The sequence below is a fragment of the Streptomyces sp. NPDC007157 genome (assembly GCF_040634235.1).
Lineage (GTDB): Bacteria > Actinomycetota > Actinomycetes > Streptomycetales > Streptomycetaceae > Streptomyces.
Genome location: NZ_JBEYFE010000036.1, coordinates 1 through 14,605, shown reverse-complemented (window position 1 = coordinate 14,605; position 14,605 = coordinate 1). Strand labels below are relative to the sequence as shown.

Here is a 14,605-nt window from a genome sequence, read left to right as displayed (position 1 = left end):
TGAGACGAGTCTTAAAGCCGGTCGTTCGACTAGCCGCCTGTTCGACCTGGCGGGCTATTCGACGAACAGCCCCCGGGTCGCCGCCCGCGCGTCGAACTCCTCCAGGCGGGCCTGCGCGTCCGGCAGGTCGTCGGCCATCGCCTCCAGGAGCACCCGGCCCAGCAGCATCGGCGCGCACGCCGTGTCGAAGGCGAGCCCGGTGCCGACGGCGGCCGGCAGCAGCAGGTCGGAGACCTTGGCCACGGGCGCGAAGGCGGAGTCGGCGACGGTCACGACGGTCAGCCCGGCCGTCCGCGCATAGCCCAGGGTGTCCACGACCTCGCGCGGATGCCGGGGCAGCGCGAAGCACAGCAGCGCCGTCGCACCCGCCCGTAGGGCCGCGTCGATACGGTCGTGGATCATCGTGCCGCCCTCGTTGAGCAGCCGGACGTCCGGGTGCACCTTGGCGGCGAAGTAGGCGAAGCCGTACGCCTGCGAGGCGGCGGCCCGCAGGCCGAGCACCGGCAGCGGCCGGGACGCGGCCAGCACCCGGCCGGCCTGCTGCACCGGGCGCGGGTCGGCGAGTACCTCGGCGAGGTGCCGCAGGTTCTCGATCTCGGCCTCGACGGCCTGCTGGTACTCGTTGTACGACCCGTTGCCGGCCGCCTGTTCGGCGGGCACCACCTCGCGCAGGTGCTTGCGCAGCGCCGGGTAGCCGTCGAAGCCCAGGGCGACCGCGAACCGGGTCACGGACGGCTGGCTGACCCCGGCCAGTTCGGCCAGCTCCACGCTGGACAGGAAGGGCACGTCGGCGGCGCGCCGCACCATGCTGTGCGCGATGCGCCGCTGGGTCGGCGTGAGCCGGTGCCCCTCGAAGAGCGCCTGCAACCGTGTCGCAGGGCTGTCGGTCACGTTCATGACGTGCTCCCCCTCCAGATGTCCGTGAACCGGTCGAGCAGCCCGGCCGCCGCCGTGACGTCGTCCGTGAGTGGCCGGTCGGCCGGGTCCGCCTCGAGCACCGCCTCGGCGAGCTCCAGCGCCAGTCCCACCCCCAGCCCGGGTTCGGGCCGGAGCTCGCGCTGGCGCAGCGCCCGTACGGCGGCGACGAGTTCGCAGCCGACCACCAGACGGTACGCACGGCAGGCGCGCAGCGTTTGACGGGCGGCGAGCGAGGCGAAACTGGCCTGCTCCTCGACGCCTCGGGAGAGTACAGCGTGCCCGAGGGAGGCGGGCGCGGAGAAGGCGCGCAGATCGCCGAGCGCGGCGCCGGCGGCGTACTCCAGGATCATCACGCCGGAGGAGGCGGGCTCCGGGTCGGCGAGGAAGGGGCGCAGGCGGGTGAAGGCGGGCTCGTTGAGGGAGGAGAGCCGGGAGGTGGACAGGCGTGCGACCTGGGTGACGGCGAGCCGGAAGTGGTCGAGGGCGAGGGCGAGCTGGGCCTGGTAGAAGCCGCCGTGGTGGTAGGCGGCGAGGTCCTCGGACGAGATCAGGGGGTTCTCGGCGGCCGCGTTGATCTCGATCGCGAGGACCTGCTCCAGGGCGTCGGCGGCGTCCAGCGCGGGGCCGTGGATCTGGGGCAGGCAGCGGAAGCCGTAGGGGTCCTGGATACGGCCCAGCGGCGGGGTGGGCCGGTCGGCGGCGCCGATCAACTCCCGCATCCGGCGGGCGACTTCGACACTGCCCCGGTGCGGGCGGGCCGCGTGTACCGGGGCCGCGTAGGCCTCGTGCGAGCCGTCGACGGCCAGCAGCGACAGGGCCGCCACCACCTGGGTGGCCTCGATCAGCCCGCGCAACTCGTGCAGGGCGAGCGCCGACTGACCGAGGGTGAGGGCGTTGCTGCTGATCAGGGCGAGGGCGTCGTTGTTGTCCAACGGCTGGGGGTCCGGGGCCTTCTCGCCCCGCCATGGGTGTTCCCCGGCCAGCGCCAGGCCCACCTGTGCCAGCGCGGCGATGTCCCCGGTGCCGACCGAGCCGAACTCGTTGACGACCGGGTGGGCTCCCGACTCCAGTGCCTCGCACAGGGCGGTGACGACGCTCGGCCGCAGTCCCGCGCCGCCCGCCAGCAGTTGGTTGGCCCGCACCGCGAGCATCGCGCGCACCTGCCGGGCGGGCAGTTCCTCGCCGATCGCCCCGGCGTGGCTGCGCAGCAGCCGCAGTCCGTGTCCGGCGGCCGCCTCGGTGGGCACGTCCTCGTTCCGGTTGGCGCCGACGCCGGTCGAGCGGCCGTAGACGCGGCCGGTCGCGGCGATCTGCCGGGCGGCGTTCCAGGACTCCTCCGCGCGCCGCATCCCGCCGGTGCCGGGGACCGGCCGGGCGGCGCCGTCGGCAAGTCGTACGACATCCTCGACGCCCATTCCGATGCCGTCGAGGATCACCAGGTCGGAATGCACCATTCCGGATGCGTCCACGATACGAGACGACAACACGCCCAAACTCCCCTCGATCCGGACACCCGATCTTGCGTTGCGGTCATCCGTTACCTCGGATTAACGCCAGACCGTTGACAAGCTATTCACCTACGAAGAACTCTGCATGACGTTATACAGCCGGGCAAGGGACATCTCATGATCCAGTTCGACGCGGTCCACAAGCGCTTCCCCAACGGCACGACAGCAGTCCACGATCTCTCCCTGGAGATGCCGGAGGGCGGGGTGACCGTCCTGGTCGGCTCCTCCGGCTGCGGCAAGACCACCACCCTGCGGATGATCAACCGGATGGTCGACCCGACCTCCGGCACCATCAAGGTCGGCGGCAAGGACATCCTCGACCAGGACGCGGCCGAACTGCGCCGCTCCATCGGGTACGTCATCCAGCAGGCCGGGCTCTTCCCGCACCGCACGGTGCTCGACAACATCGCCACCGTCCCGCTGCTGCTCGGCTGGAACCGGAAGAAGGCCCGCGCCCGCGCCGCCGAACTCCTTCAGACCGTGGGCCTGGCCGCCGACTCCGGCAAGCGGTATCCGCACCAGCTCTCCGGCGGTCAGCAGCAGCGCGTCGGCGTGGCCCGTGCCCTCGCCGCCGACCCGCCGGTACTGCTGATGGACGAGCCCTTCGGCGCGGTCGACCCGGTGGTCCGCGCCCAGCTCCAGGACGAACTGCTCCGGCTCCAGAAGGAGTTGAACAAGACCATCGTCTTCGTCACGCACGACATCGACGAGGCGGTCCGGCTCGGCGACCGGATCGCCGTCTTCCGCACCGGCGGCCATCTCGTCCAGTGCGCGCCGCCCGCCGAGCTGCTGGCCCGCCCGGCCGACGACTTCGTGGCCGACTTCCTGGGCGCGGAGAGGGGACTGAAGCTGCTGTCCCTCAAGACCCTCGCCGACGTCCCGCAGGGTCCGGCACCCCAGGGCGACTGGACCCTGGCGCTCGACCCGGCGGGCAAGCCCCTGCACTGGCGGTCCGAGGACGCCGAGCTCCCCCTGCGGCCCCTCAAGGACGGCGACTCCCTGCTGGCGGCGCTCGACGAGTCGATCGCCTCCCCCACCGGGCTCATAGCCCGGGTCGACGCGGACGGCGTCCTCACCGGTGTCTCGTCCCGCGACGACATCCACGCGCACGCCGGCCAGGCGCACACCGAGGCCCGGGTGGTGGCGGCATGACCATCGACTGGTCGTGGATAGGCGACCACACCGACGACCTCACCAGCCTCACGTTCTCCCATCTCCAGGCGGCGATGACCGCGGTCCTCCTCGGCCTGCTGATCTCGCTCCCGCTCGCGGTCCTCGCCCACCGGGTCCGCCCGCTGCGCGGCTTCCTGCTCGGCCTGTCCAACGTGCTCTTCACGATCCCGTCGATCGCGATCTTCGTCCTGCTGCTGCCGGTCAGCGGCCTGACCCGCACCACCACCGTCATCGGCCTCACCGTCTACACGCTGGTCGTACTGCTGCGGAACACGGTCGAGGGCCTGGACTCGGTCCCCGCGAAGACCAAGGAGGCGGCCAAGGCGATGGGCACCCGCCCGCTGCGCACCCTCCTGACGGTCGAGTTCCCGCTGGCCCTCCCGGTGATCATGGCGGGCGTCCGGATCGCCACGGTCATGTCCATCTCGCTGGTGAGCGTCGCCACCTACATCGGCGACGGCGGCCTCGGCCAGCTCTTCACCGACGGCTTCCAGCGCGACTTCCCGACCCCGGTGATCGCGGGCGTGGTGCTCACGATCCTGCTCGCGGTGGTCGCCGACGCCCTGCTGGTGGCCCTCCAGTACGTCCTCACCCCGTGGCGCAGGAGGCGAGCCTGAGATGTTCGAGCTGTTCAAGAACCTCGGCACCTGGCTGACCAGCGGCTCGCAGTGGGCCGGCCCGGACGGCATCGGCCACCGGCTCGCCGAGCACCTCCAGTACTCGCTGCTCGCGACCCTGATCGCGGCCGCGATCGGCCTCCCGATCGGCCTGCTCATCGGTCACACCGGCAAGGGCGCGTTCGTCGCCATCAACCTGGCGTCCTTCGGCCGCGCGCTGCCCACCGTCGGCCTGGTCGTCCTGGTCTTCCTGGCCGGCGGTCTGTCGATGCTGCCGGTCTACGTGGCGCTGGTCGCCCTCGCCGTACCGGCGATCGTCACCAACACCTACGCCGGGATGACGGCCGTCGACCCGGACGTCCGCGACGCCGCCCGCGGCCAGGGCATGCGCGGCCACCAGGTCCTCTTCCACGTCGAGCTGCCGCTGGCACTCCCCCTGATCATGACGGGCCTGCGCCTCGCGCTCATCCAGGTCGTGGCCACCGCGACCATCGCCGCCTACGTCTCCTTCGGCGGCCTCGGCCGCTACGTCTTCGACGGACTCGCCCAGCGCGACCTCGTCCAGGTGCTCGGCGGCGCGGTCCTGGTGGCGGTCGTCGCCATCGTCCTGGACCTGCTGCTGAGCAGCCTCCAGCGCTTCCTCTTCCGCCACCGCACTGCCTAGGGACCATTCGATGAACCGACGCACTCTCCTCGGGGGCCTCTTCGCGGCGGCCTCCGTCCCCGCCCTCTCCGCCTGCTCCGGCGGCATCACCTCCCTGAACGAGCAGAGCGGTTCGGCCGCCGGCGGCGGCTCCAGCAAGAGCGGGATCACCATCGGCACCGCCAACTTCACCGAGAACCAGGTGCTCGGCTACCTCTACGCGGCCGCCCTCAAGGCCGCCGGGGTGAAGGTGAAGGTCCGTCCCAACCTCGGCACCCGGGAGATCGTGATCCCCGCGCTCAAGGCCGGCGACATCGACCTGCTGCCCGAGTACCAGGGCGCCCTCCTCAACTACCTGGCGCCGAAGGACACCTCGGCGGACCCGGGCACCATGCAGAACGCGCTGGCGATCGCCCTGCCCAGCGGCCTCCAGGTGCTGCCGTACGGGCAGGCGGCCGACTCCGACTGCTTCGTCGTCACCCGGGCGACCGCCCAGAAGTACGGCCTGACCTCGCTGGCCGACCTGGCCAAGCAGAACGGCAGGCTGGTCATCGGCGCGGCGCCCGAGGTGAAGAAGCGGCGGGTGGGCGCGGTCGGGCTGCAGGAGGTGTACGGCGTCCAGTTCAAGGAGTTCAAGTCGCTGGACTCGGACGGGCCGCTGGTCAAGGGCGCCCTGAAGAAGGGCGACGTGGACGTGGCGAACCTCTTCACCACCGACACCGACATCGCCGCCGACGACTGGGTGGTGCTGACCGACCCGAAGAACCTGGTCCCCAGCCAGCACATCGTCCCGCTGATCGCCGACCGCAAGGCCGACTCCACGGTCCGCAAGGCCCTCGCCCGGCTCGGCAACCTCCTCACCACCGAGCAGCTCACCCAGCTCAACAGCCAGGTGGACAACGACAAGAAGGACCCGGAGGACGTGGCGGACGCCTACGCCGAGGAGCACGGGCTGACCTGATCACGAAGCCGTATCGCAAGATCGATGACCTGACGACGGAAGTACCAAATGTCCGCAAACAGGCACACGGAGTGACCGTGCGTGTGCTTACGGTGAGGAGGTGTCAACAGCACCGCACCGGAACTCTGTGAACTCTGAGGAAGCGTCATGGCCTCGAACCGCAGGGCCTTTCTGACCGCCACCGCAACCGCAACCGCCGTCGGCGCCCTGGCCGTCGCCCCCACCCCGGCGACGGCCGGCACCGGCCGCCCGGGCGCCCCCGCTCCCGTCACCGCCGGCCCCGCGCTGGACGAACTCCTCGCCGGCAACCGGCGGTACGCGGCCGGCCGGCCGCGCCACCCGCACGACATCGTCGGCCACCGCCGGCTGCTGGCCCGCGGACAGCATCCGTTCGCCGTCGTCCTCGGCTGCATCGACTCCCGGGTCGTCCCCGAGCTGGTCTTCGACCAGGGTCTCGGCGACCTGCTGTGCATAAGGACGGCCGGGCAGGTACTGGACGAGGCCGTGCTCGCTTCGATCCAGTACGGCGTGGCGGAGCTGCGCGTCCCGCTGGTCGTGGTGCTCGGCCACGAGCGCTGCGGGGCCGTCGCCGCCACCCTCGGCCGGCTGCGCACCGGCGCGCCCGTCCCCGGCCACCTGGAACTCCTCGTCGAGGAGATCACCCCGGCCGCCCGCCGCACCAGGGCGCTGCCCGGCGACTGGGCCGAGCACACCATGCGGGCGCACACCACCTGGGTGCGGGACGCGATCCGGGCGGACCCCGCGTTCGGCGGGGCGTCGGTGGTGGCGGCACGGTTCGACCTGGACAGCGGGCTGGTGTCGCTGCTGCCCTGAGGGCGGGCCCCCGGAGAATTGCGGGGGCTTACCCCAGTGCGCCGGGCGTCCCGGCTCCCTACCGTGGGCTCCATGACGGACGCGCATGACACCGACCTGAAGAAGGAACTCGACGCCACCCTGCACGCCCGCGGGGAACTGGGGCCCGAGTACGAGTCGGAGCTGGCCGACTCCTTCCTGGAGAAGATCGACCAGCGCATCGACGGCGCCGTGGAGCGCCGGTTGCGCAGGACCCTGGCCGAGCAGCAGCTCCAGGTGGCCCGGAGTACGCGGCGCGGCAAGGGCACCGACTCCTGGGGAGAGCGGTTCGGTTTCGCGATCGTCTCGCTGGTGCTGGCGGTCCCGCTGTCGGCGCTCGGCGGCACGTTCGGCGGCACGACCGGCCTGATCGCCACCTGGCTCGGCATCGTCGGCGTGAACATGGCCCAGGCGGTCCGCGTCAACCCGGGCATGTTCCAGCGCCCCGACCGCGAGAAGTGACCCGCGACCCCGCAGGTCACACCTGACGGGTCGGCAGCACCACGACCTGGCGCAGGTTGACGTGGCGGGGCCGGCTGGTCACATAGCCGACCAGGTCGGCGACGTCCTCGGCGGCCAGCGTGCCCATCCCCTCGACCATGCCGCCCAGTTGCTCCCGCAGTTCGGCCGACCCGATGTGGTCGGCCAGTTCGGTCTCCGTCAGCCCCGGCTCGACATTGGTGACCCGCACGTCACGCGGCCCGAACTCGGCGCGCAGCAGCTGCGAGAGATGGGTGACGGCGGCCTTGGTGGCGCCGTACACCGCGTAGGTGGGGAAGACGGCGTGCGCGCCGACGGACGACACATTGACCAGATCGGCGGTACGGCCCTCAGACGCGGCGTCCACCAGGTCTTTGGTGAAGGCGCGCAGCACCCGCAGCACACCGGTCACATTGGTGTCGATCATGCGCTGCCACTCGTCGAGCCGGCCGTCGTCGACCGGGTGGGGCAGCATGACGCCGGCGTTGTTGACGACCAGGTCGACGGTCCCGAAGGCCTCGTGCACGGCGTCCGCGGCGGCCCGCACCGACGCGTCGTCGGTGACGTCGGCGACCACGGCGAGGGCCTGTCCACCGCCCGCCCGGATCTTCTCCACGACGGTCTCCAGCCGGTCCGCGCGCCGGGCCAGCAGTGCCACCCGGGCGCCCGACCCGGCGAGCCGCAGGGCGACGGCCGCTCCGATCCCGCTGGCGGCCCCGGTGACGACGGCGGTACGCCCGGACAGGTTGTCGTACGACATGAGGTGCTCCCTGAAGAGGGCCGCCGGGCCGGTCCCGGTGGCGTGTCTCCACCCTCGCCGGGTCCGGGCGTCCTACCCAGGGATGCGCTTTTCCTGGGTCTGGCAGAACCAGGTTGGAGGCCCACCGCTCCCCTACGATCGAACCCATGGACGGGGAACTCGGAGACTTTCTGCGCTCACGCCGCGCCCGCATCCGGCCCGAGGAAGTGGGGCTGCCCACGCACGGGCGGCGCCGGGTGCCGGGCCTGCGCCGCGAGGAAGTGGCGCAGCTGGCGGGCGTGAGCGTCGACTACTACATCCGGCTGGAGCAGGGGCGCGGCCCGAGCGTCTCTGACGCGGTGCTGGACGCGATCGCCCGCGTTCTGCGCCTGGACGAGACCGAACACGCGTATCTGCGGACGGTGGCCCGCCCGGGCAAGGACACCAAGCGCGCCAGGTACTCCGCCGGCCCGCGCGTGCGCCCCGGTGTGCAGCTGCTGCTGGACGGCATGGACCGGACGGCCGCGTTCGTGCTGGGCCGCCGGATGGACGTGCTCGCCTGGAACGCGCTCGGCGACGCGGTGAACGGCTTCAGCGCGCTGGCCCCGGCCGAGCGCAACGTGCCGCGCCAGGTCTTCCTCGACCCGGCGGCCGAGGACTTCTACCCCGACTGGGCGGCCGTCGCGGCGCAGACCGTGGCGAACCTGCGGATCGACGCGGGCCGCCACCCCGACGACCCCCGCATGGCCGCGCTGATCGGCGAACTGTCCCTGAAGAGCGCGGACTTCCGCCGGCTGTGGGCGGACCACGAGGTCAAGGAGTGCGCGTACGGCGTGAAGCGCATCCAGCACCCGGTGGCCGGACTGCTCACCCTCCCCTACGAGACCCTCACGGTCCCGACGGCCCCGGACCAGACGGTCGTGGCGTACACCCCGGAACCGGGTTCGGAGACGGCGGAGCGGCTTGCGCTGCTGGCGAGTTGGGCGACGACCGGCTGAGCCGGGCCTCGCCGGGCCGGGAAGAGCCGGGCCGGGAAAAGTAATGCGCGGGGACCGCCGCACCCCCGTTACCGGGGGGCGGGACGACGGCGGTCCCCGCGAGGGACATGGACCGGGTCAGGGCCGGGTCTCACGTCCAAGCGTCCATGGAGGTCCGGGAGCCGCTCCGGAGGTCCTTGGACGTTCGGTGTCGGCCGGGGCGGGGAGCCGCTCCCGCCCTGCCGACACCCACCAATGTGCCGGACCCGTGTTAAGCGTGTGCTGCGTGGACGTGACACGCTCGTACCACTTCCGCGAAGTCCACCGCCTGGACGGAGGGCAGCAAGTTCCCCGGCGTCACGGCCGGTTCACCGGACGTTCGCTAGTGCTTGCCGCCCTTGGCGAGAAACGCCAGCAGGTCCTGCCGGCTGACGACGCCCTTGGGCTTGCCCTCGACGAGGACGATCGCCGCGTCCGCCGCGCCCAGCACCGACATCAGGTCGCCGACCGGCTCGCCGGAGCCGACCTGCGGCAGCGGCGCGCACATGTGCTTCTCCAGCGGGTCCTGCAGGGAGGCCCGCTTGCTGAACAGCGCGTCGAGCAGCTCCCGTTCGACGACCGAGCCGACGACCTCGGCGGCCATCACGTCCGGGTGCCCGGCGCCCGGCTTGACGACCGGCATCTGCGAGACGCCGTACTCGCGCAGCACCTCGATGGCCTCCCCGACGGTCTCCTCCGGGTGCATGTGGACGAGGGAGGGGATGGAGCCGCCCGCCTTGTCGCTGAGCACGTCGGCGACGCGGGCGCTGGGGCCCTCGTCCTCCAGGAAGCCGTAGTCGGCCATCCACTCGTCGTTGAAGATCTTGCTGAGGTAGCCGCGGCCGCTGTCCGGGAGGAGGACGACGACCACGTCGTCCGGGCCGAGCCGCTCGGCGACCCGCAGCGCGGCCACGACCGCCATGCCGCAGGAGCCGCCGACCAGGAGGCCCTCCTCCTTGGCGAGCCGCCGGGTCATCTGGAAGGAGTCCTTGTCGGACACCGCGACGATCTCGTCGGCGACGGTCCGGTCGTAGGCGGTGGGCCAGAAGTCCTCACCGACGCCCTCGACGAGGTACGGCCGCCCGGACCCGCCGGAGTACACGGAGCCCTCCGGGTCCGCGCCGATCACCTGGACCCGGCCGTCGCTGGCGTCCTTCAGGTAGCGGCCGGTGCCGGAGATGGTGCCGCCGGTGCCCACGCCCGCCACGAAATGCGTGATCTTCCCCTCCGTCTGCTCCCACAGCTCGGGGCCGGTCGAGTGATAGTGCGAAAGGGGGTTGTTCGGGTTGGAGTACTGGTCCGGCTTCCAGGCGCCGGGGGTCTCCCGCACCAGCCGGTCGGAGACGTTGTAGTACGAGTCCGGGTGCTCGGGATCGACGGCGGTGGGGCAGACGACCACCTCGGCGCCGTACGCCCGCAGCACGTTGATCTTGTCGGTGCTGACCTTGTCGGGGCACACGAAGATGCACTTGTACCCCTTCTGCTGGGCCACGATCGCCAGCCCCACCCCGGTGTTTCCGCTGGTCGGCTCGACAATGGTCCCGCCGGGCTGAAGCTCCCCGCTCTTCTCGGCGGCCTCGATCATCCGCAGGGCGATGCGGTCCTTCACGGAACCGCCCGGGTTGAAGTACTCGACCTTGGCGAGCACGGTGGCCTGGATGCCCTGGGTGACGCTGTTGAGCCTCAGCAGCGGGGTGTTGCCGACGAGGCTGATCATCGAGTCGTGGAATCGCACCGTTGTCTCCGGTTGCTTTCAAAAGAAGTGGTCCTGGTGGTGCCGCCAGCCTAAGGCCCGCTCCGGAGGTTCACTCACCGTTGAGATTGGCGGACTGCCAGTACGGGGCAAGGAGTGGATGTACGGGCAACGAGGAGGTGTCGGCGACGTATGTCGAGCATGTCTAGGGCACGGGTGGCCCGGCGGATCGCGGCCGGGGCGGCGTACGGCGGAGGCGGGATCGGGCTGGTCGGCGCGGCCGCGGTGGGCCTGGTGCTGGCCGAGGTGCGGATGGCCAGGATCCGGGTGGGCAACGGCAACAGCGGCGGCCGGGTACCGGCGGCGGACGGCCGCTACGGCGACGCGTACGGCACCGATGAGCCTGCGCTGCGCCTGACGATGCTCGGCGACTCCACGGCGGCGGGGCAGGGGGTGCACCGGGCCGCGCAGACGCCGGGCGCGCTGCTGGCGTCGGGCCTCGCGGCGGTGGCCGAACGCCCGGTCGAGTTCACCAACGTGGCCCTGCCCGGCGCCCAGTCCGACGACCTGGACCGCCAGGTGGCGCTGGTCCTGGGCTCGGCCTCGCCGGCCCCCGACGTCTGCGTGATCATGGTCGGCGCGAACGACGTCACCCGCCGCATGCCGCCGACCCGCTCGGTGCGTCATCTCTCGGCGGCGGTACGACGGCTGCGCACCGCGGGCGCGGAGGTGGTGGTCGGCACCTGTCCCGACCTGGGCACGATCGAGCCGGTACGACAGCCGTTGCGCTGGCTGGCCCGGCGGGCGTCGCGCCAGCTGGCGGCGGCCCAGACGATCGGCACGGTGGAGCAGGGCGGCCGTACGGTGTCGCTGGGCGACCTGCTGGGTCCCGAGTTCGCGGCGAACCCCCGGGAGCTCTTCGGCCCCGACAACTACCACCCCTCGGCGGAGGGCTACGCCACTGCGGCCATGGCGGTGCTCCCCACGGTCTGCGCGGCCCTCGGCCTGTGGCCGGCGGAGGAGGAGCGCCCCGACGTCACCCGCCGCGAGGGTTTCCTCCCGGTCGCCCGTGCGGCGGCGGAGGCGGCGGCGGAGGCCGGCACGGAGGTGACGGCGGCGATGCCGACGGGTCCGCGAGGACCGTGGGCGCTGCTGAAACGCCGCCGGCGCCACCAGGTCGACGAGCCGCCCGCCCTCCCGACCGACCCGGCTTCCGAAGAGGCGAGGTCGAGGGCCGGCACGACCGACTAGGGAGACGGTGTGCCGAGTCGGGGCGTGTCACTTACCGGCGCCGGCCGGGTGCCTCCCCCAGAGGGGGCACCCCCAGCGCCAACCCGTGGCCCCTGGGGGCACGGAGAGGCGGCGGGGAAGCGTCCCTTCAGGGGCGCGGGGAACTGCGCGACCAGCCCCCACCCACCCGCACGGAACGACGCACCCCTCGACACCGAAAAAGCAAGCGCTTAGAAAGTGCGGTCAGTGTCACACCGCGGTACCGGTGACCGATGACATACGTGCGGGTAACTTCCCAAGCAGCCCTGTCAATCCCCCGCGTCACTGGAGCCGTGAGATGCCCGAAGCCGTCATCGTCTCGACCGCCCGTTCCCCGATCGGCCGTGCCGTCAAGGGCTCCCTGAAGGACCTGCGCCCCGACGACCTCACCGCGACGATCATCCAGGCCGCCCTCGCCAAGGTCCCCGAGCTGGACCCCAGGGACATCGACGACCTGATGCTCGGCTGCGGCCTCCCCGGCGGTGAGCAGGGCTACAACCTCGGCCGGATCGTCGCCGTCCAGATGGGCATGGACCACCTCCCCGGCTGCACGATCACCCGTTACTGTTCCTCGTCCCTCCAGACCAGCCGCATGGCGCTGCACGCCATCAAGGCCGGCGAGGGCGACGTGTTCATCTCGGCCGGTGTCGAGACGGTCTCCCGGTTCGTCAAGGGCAGCTCCGACGGCCTCCCGGACACCACCAACCCGATCTTCGCCGAGGCCCAGGCCCGTACCGCCGCCACCGCCGGGTCCACCGGCTCCACCTGGCACGACCCGCGCGAGGACGGCCTGGTCCCCGACCCGTACATCGCGATGGGCCAGACCGCCGAGAACCTGGCCCGCGTCAAGGGCGTCACCCGCCAGGACATGGACGAGTTCGGCGTCCGCTCCCAGAACCTCGCCGAGGAAGCCATCAAGAACGGCTTCTGGGAGCGCGAGATCACCCCGGTCACCCTTCCCGACGGCACGGTCGTCAGCAAGGACGACGGCCCGCGCGCCGGCGTCACCATCGAGGGCGTGGCCGGCCTGAAGCCGGTCTTCCGCCCCGACGGCCTGGTCACGGCCGGCAACTGCTGCCCGCTGAACGACGGCGCCGCCGCCGTGATCATCATGTCCGACACCAAGGCCCGCGAGCTCGGCCTGACCCCGCTCGCCCGGATCGTGTCGACCGGCGTCACCGGCCTCTCCCCCGAGATCATGGGCCTCGGCCCGGTGGAGGCCTCGCAGCAGGCCCTGCGCCGCGCCGGTCTGACCGTCGACGACATCGACCTCTTCGAGATCAACGAGGCGTTCGCCGCCCAGGTGATCCCCTCCTACCGCGACCTGAACATCCCGCTGGAGAAGCTGAACGTGAACGGCGGCGCCATCGCCGTCGGCCACCCCTTCGGCATGACCGGCGCCCGGATCACCGGCACGCTCATCAACTCCCTCCAGTTCCACGACAAGCAGTTCGGCCTGGAGACGATGTGCGTCGGCGGCGGCCAGGGCATGGCGATGGTCATCGAGCGCCTGAGCTGAGCCACCGCGGGGCTCCGATCGATCTCCGAGTGATCCCCGAGTAATCCCTGAGTGACCGTCACGGGACCCACCGTGACGCCACGGCCCGGTGTTCGAGAAAACTCCGAACACCGGGCCGATTTGTGATCCAATCTCCCCCAGGATGTGACCTATCTCCCTCTGCGGGTATATCACCGCAGGTCAGGTGGGTCGCCCCAGTAAACCCGAGGGTCAAAGTCCTGTCCCTTTCGTGACGTTACGCACTGACAGCTTGATAGTCCGCCCTTCAAGCTGATGTAGGAAGTCGGGGGTCGACTTTGAACCGGGAGTACGTCAGTGAGCGCCATGCCGATCGCCTTGCTGCTCACCACGGCCGCCACGGGCGCCGTGGGCGTCGCTGTCCTGCGCAGTGTTCTGAAGCTGCGCCGTCAGGTCGCCGAGCTGCACACCCAGCTCGCCCAGAACCAGGCCGCCGCGATGCGCGCGCTGCTGCCGGCCGCCCGCAGTCATGCGGACGCCGAGCAGATACGGGCCGCCGTGGCCGAGGCGCTGGCCGAGGAGCGGGAGCGGGAGCTGGCCGAGGCGCGGGCCTTCTGGGCCGCGCAGGAGGTGCGTGACGCCTCCGACACGCCTTCGCTGCTGGGTCTGGCGGACGGTGAGCCGTTCCTGCCCCGGCACAGCGACTTCGTGGGCCTGGAGCCGGTCGCCGAGCAGGCGACGGAGGCCGACGACTTCGCCGGGGGCGCCCCCACCGAGTCGCCGGAGCTGGCGGCGGCCCGCCGCCGCCACCCGTCCCACCCGGACTTCGTACCCGTGCAGTCGCCGGTGGTGAACGACCATGAGCGCACGGTCGCGGCGCTGGAGCAGCTGGCCGAGTCCCGGGTCGAGCTCTCCGACGTGCGTCCGGGGCCGCTGGGCACGCTCGACGTCTACGTCTTCGCCGACGGCACCACGCTGTGCATGACGCCGGGGCACCGGGAGACGGCGGAACGGCTGGCCGCGGCGCTGAGCGCGGGCGAGACGCCTTACCTGCTGGGCGGGTCCGGGATCTCCGGCGCCTACACGCTGACGTTCGCGTGCGGCGAGGAGAACGTGTACATCCTGGCGGACCGGGTCATAGCGTCCCTGTGAGCCGTTGAGGGTGCGTGGCCGGGTGCGGGACCGTCGTGGCTGGTCGCGCAGTTCCCCGCGCCCCTGAAAAGCAGGGCGTTGCGCCGAGCGCACCTTCAACAGCTCAC

At 71.7% G+C, this 14,605-nt stretch carries 14 protein-coding genes; 10 read left to right on the top strand and 4 right to left on the bottom strand.

The genetic code is table 11. The features are described from left to right. Positions 1–54: 54 nt before the first annotated feature. Both ABZ642_RS41170 and ABZ642_RS41165 read right to left on the bottom strand, forming a co-directional pair. Entirely contained in the window at positions 55–897 is an 843-nt protein-coding gene (locus ABZ642_RS41170; RefSeq protein ID WP_360495087.1) for a MurR/RpiR family transcriptional regulator, read from the bottom strand. Further along, positions 894–2,372, bottom strand: a complete 1,479-nt coding sequence (locus ABZ642_RS41165) for an aromatic amino acid ammonia-lyase (protein ID WP_360495084.1) — start codon at positions 2,370–2,372, stop codon at positions 894–896. Before ABZ642_RS41165 ends, ABZ642_RS41170 begins: the two co-directional genes overlap by 4 nt. A gap of 171 nt (positions 2,373–2,543) precedes the next feature. Here ABZ642_RS41165 and ABZ642_RS41160 point away from each other — a divergent pair, with 171 nt between their 5' ends. The 6 genes from ABZ642_RS41160 to ABZ642_RS41135 all read left to right on the top strand — a co-directional run bounded on the left by ABZ642_RS41160 (position 2,544) and on the right by ABZ642_RS41135 (position 7,134). Further along, positions 2,544–3,578 (top strand): ABC transporter ATP-binding protein, encoded by a 1,035-nt coding sequence (locus ABZ642_RS41160; RefSeq protein WP_360495081.1) that lies wholly within the window; start codon positions 2,544–2,546, stop codon positions 3,576–3,578. Beyond that, positions 3,575–4,216: an ABC transporter permease gene (locus ABZ642_RS41155; RefSeq protein ID WP_360495078.1), complete on the top strand. Its 642-nt coding sequence runs from the start codon at positions 3,575–3,577 to the stop codon at positions 4,214–4,216. The genes ABZ642_RS41160 and ABZ642_RS41155 overlap by 4 nt, the downstream gene beginning before the upstream one ends. 1 nt (position 4,217) lies before the next feature. After that, positions 4,218–4,880: an ABC transporter permease gene (locus ABZ642_RS41150; protein WP_360495075.1), complete on the top strand. Its 663-nt coding sequence runs from the start codon at positions 4,218–4,220 to the stop codon at positions 4,878–4,880. A gap of 10 nt (positions 4,881–4,890) precedes the next feature. Then, the gene (locus ABZ642_RS41145; protein WP_360495072.1) at positions 4,891–5,820 is read left to right on the top strand and encodes an ABC transporter substrate-binding protein; all 930 of its coding nucleotides are present in this window, start codon (positions 4,891–4,893) and stop codon (positions 5,818–5,820) included. A 147-nt stretch (positions 5,821–5,967) separates the two neighbouring features. After that, positions 5,968–6,654, top strand: coding sequence for a carbonic anhydrase (locus tag ABZ642_RS41140; protein WP_360495069.1), 687 nt, complete (start codon positions 5,968–5,970; stop codon positions 6,652–6,654). A gap of 72 nt (positions 6,655–6,726) precedes the next feature. Next, positions 6,727–7,134, top strand: a complete 408-nt coding sequence (locus ABZ642_RS41135) for a hypothetical protein (RefSeq protein WP_360495066.1) — start codon at positions 6,727–6,729, stop codon at positions 7,132–7,134. Between the two features lie 16 nt (positions 7,135–7,150). Here ABZ642_RS41135 and ABZ642_RS41130 read toward each other — a convergent pair whose 3' ends face one another. Then, positions 7,151–7,912 (bottom strand): SDR family oxidoreductase, encoded by a 762-nt coding sequence (locus ABZ642_RS41130; RefSeq protein ID WP_360495063.1) that lies wholly within the window; start codon positions 7,910–7,912, stop codon positions 7,151–7,153. A gap of 146 nt (positions 7,913–8,058) precedes the next feature. On the opposite strand from ABZ642_RS41130, the gene ABZ642_RS41125 reads away from it, so the two are divergent. After that, positions 8,059–8,889 carry a helix-turn-helix transcriptional regulator gene (locus tag ABZ642_RS41125; protein ID WP_360495061.1) on the top strand — a complete coding sequence of 277 codons (831 nt, stop codon included), beginning with the start codon at positions 8,059–8,061 and terminating at the stop codon, positions 8,887–8,889. A gap of 361 nt (positions 8,890–9,250) precedes the next feature. Here ABZ642_RS41125 and ABZ642_RS41120 read toward each other — a convergent pair whose 3' ends face one another. Then, positions 9,251–10,642, bottom strand: coding sequence for a cystathionine beta-synthase (locus tag ABZ642_RS41120; protein WP_360495058.1), 1,392 nt, complete (start codon positions 10,640–10,642; stop codon positions 9,251–9,253). A gap of 150 nt (positions 10,643–10,792) precedes the next feature. Here ABZ642_RS41120 and ABZ642_RS41115 point away from each other — a divergent pair, with 150 nt between their 5' ends. The 3 genes from ABZ642_RS41115 (at position 10,793) to ABZ642_RS41105 (ending at position 14,498) form a co-directional block, all read left to right on the top strand. After that, the gene (locus ABZ642_RS41115; protein WP_360495055.1) at positions 10,793–11,851 is read left to right on the top strand and encodes an SGNH/GDSL hydrolase family protein; all 1,059 of its coding nucleotides are present in this window, start codon (positions 10,793–10,795) and stop codon (positions 11,849–11,851) included. A gap of 316 nt (positions 11,852–12,167) precedes the next feature. Beyond that, positions 12,168–13,388 carry an acetyl-CoA C-acetyltransferase gene (locus ABZ642_RS41110; protein WP_360495052.1) on the top strand — a complete coding sequence of 407 codons (1,221 nt, stop codon included), beginning with the start codon at positions 12,168–12,170 and terminating at the stop codon, positions 13,386–13,388. Between the two features lie 315 nt (positions 13,389–13,703). Then, the gene (locus tag ABZ642_RS41105; RefSeq protein ID WP_360495049.1) at positions 13,704–14,498 is read left to right on the top strand and encodes a hypothetical protein; all 795 of its coding nucleotides are present in this window, start codon (positions 13,704–13,706) and stop codon (positions 14,496–14,498) included. The last annotated feature ends 107 nt before the right edge of the window (positions 14,499–14,605 follow it).

Excerpts from the sequence above, each read along its gene's own strand:
- ABZ642_RS41170 (WP_360495087.1), bottom strand. The coding sequence starts at position 897 with ATGAACGTGACCGACAGCCCTGCGACACGGTTGCAGGCGCTCTTCGAG.
- ABZ642_RS41165 (WP_360495084.1), bottom strand. The coding sequence starts at position 2,372 with ATGGTGCATTCCGACCTGGTGATCCTCGACGGCATCGGAATGGGCGTC.
- ABZ642_RS41160 (WP_360495081.1), top strand. The coding sequence starts at position 2,544 with ATGATCCAGTTCGACGCGGTCCACAAGCGCTTCCCCAACGGCACGACA.
- ABZ642_RS41155 (WP_360495078.1), top strand. The coding sequence starts at position 3,575 with ATGACCATCGACTGGTCGTGGATAGGCGACCACACCGACGACCTCACC.
- ABZ642_RS41150 (WP_360495075.1), top strand. The coding sequence starts at position 4,218 with ATGTTCGAGCTGTTCAAGAACCTCGGCACCTGGCTGACCAGCGGCTCG.
- ABZ642_RS41145 (WP_360495072.1), top strand. The coding sequence starts at position 4,891 with ATGAACCGACGCACTCTCCTCGGGGGCCTCTTCGCGGCGGCCTCCGTC.
- ABZ642_RS41140 (WP_360495069.1), top strand. The coding sequence starts at position 5,968 with ATGGCCTCGAACCGCAGGGCCTTTCTGACCGCCACCGCAACCGCAACC.
- ABZ642_RS41135 (WP_360495066.1), top strand. The coding sequence starts at position 6,727 with ATGACGGACGCGCATGACACCGACCTGAAGAAGGAACTCGACGCCACC.
- ABZ642_RS41130 (WP_360495063.1), bottom strand. The coding sequence starts at position 7,912 with ATGTCGTACGACAACCTGTCCGGGCGTACCGCCGTCGTCACCGGGGCC.
- ABZ642_RS41125 (WP_360495061.1), top strand. The coding sequence starts at position 8,059 with ATGGACGGGGAACTCGGAGACTTTCTGCGCTCACGCCGCGCCCGCATC.
- ABZ642_RS41115 (WP_360495055.1), top strand. The coding sequence starts at position 10,793 with ATGTCGAGCATGTCTAGGGCACGGGTGGCCCGGCGGATCGCGGCCGGG.
- ABZ642_RS41110 (WP_360495052.1), top strand. The coding sequence starts at position 12,168 with ATGCCCGAAGCCGTCATCGTCTCGACCGCCCGTTCCCCGATCGGCCGT.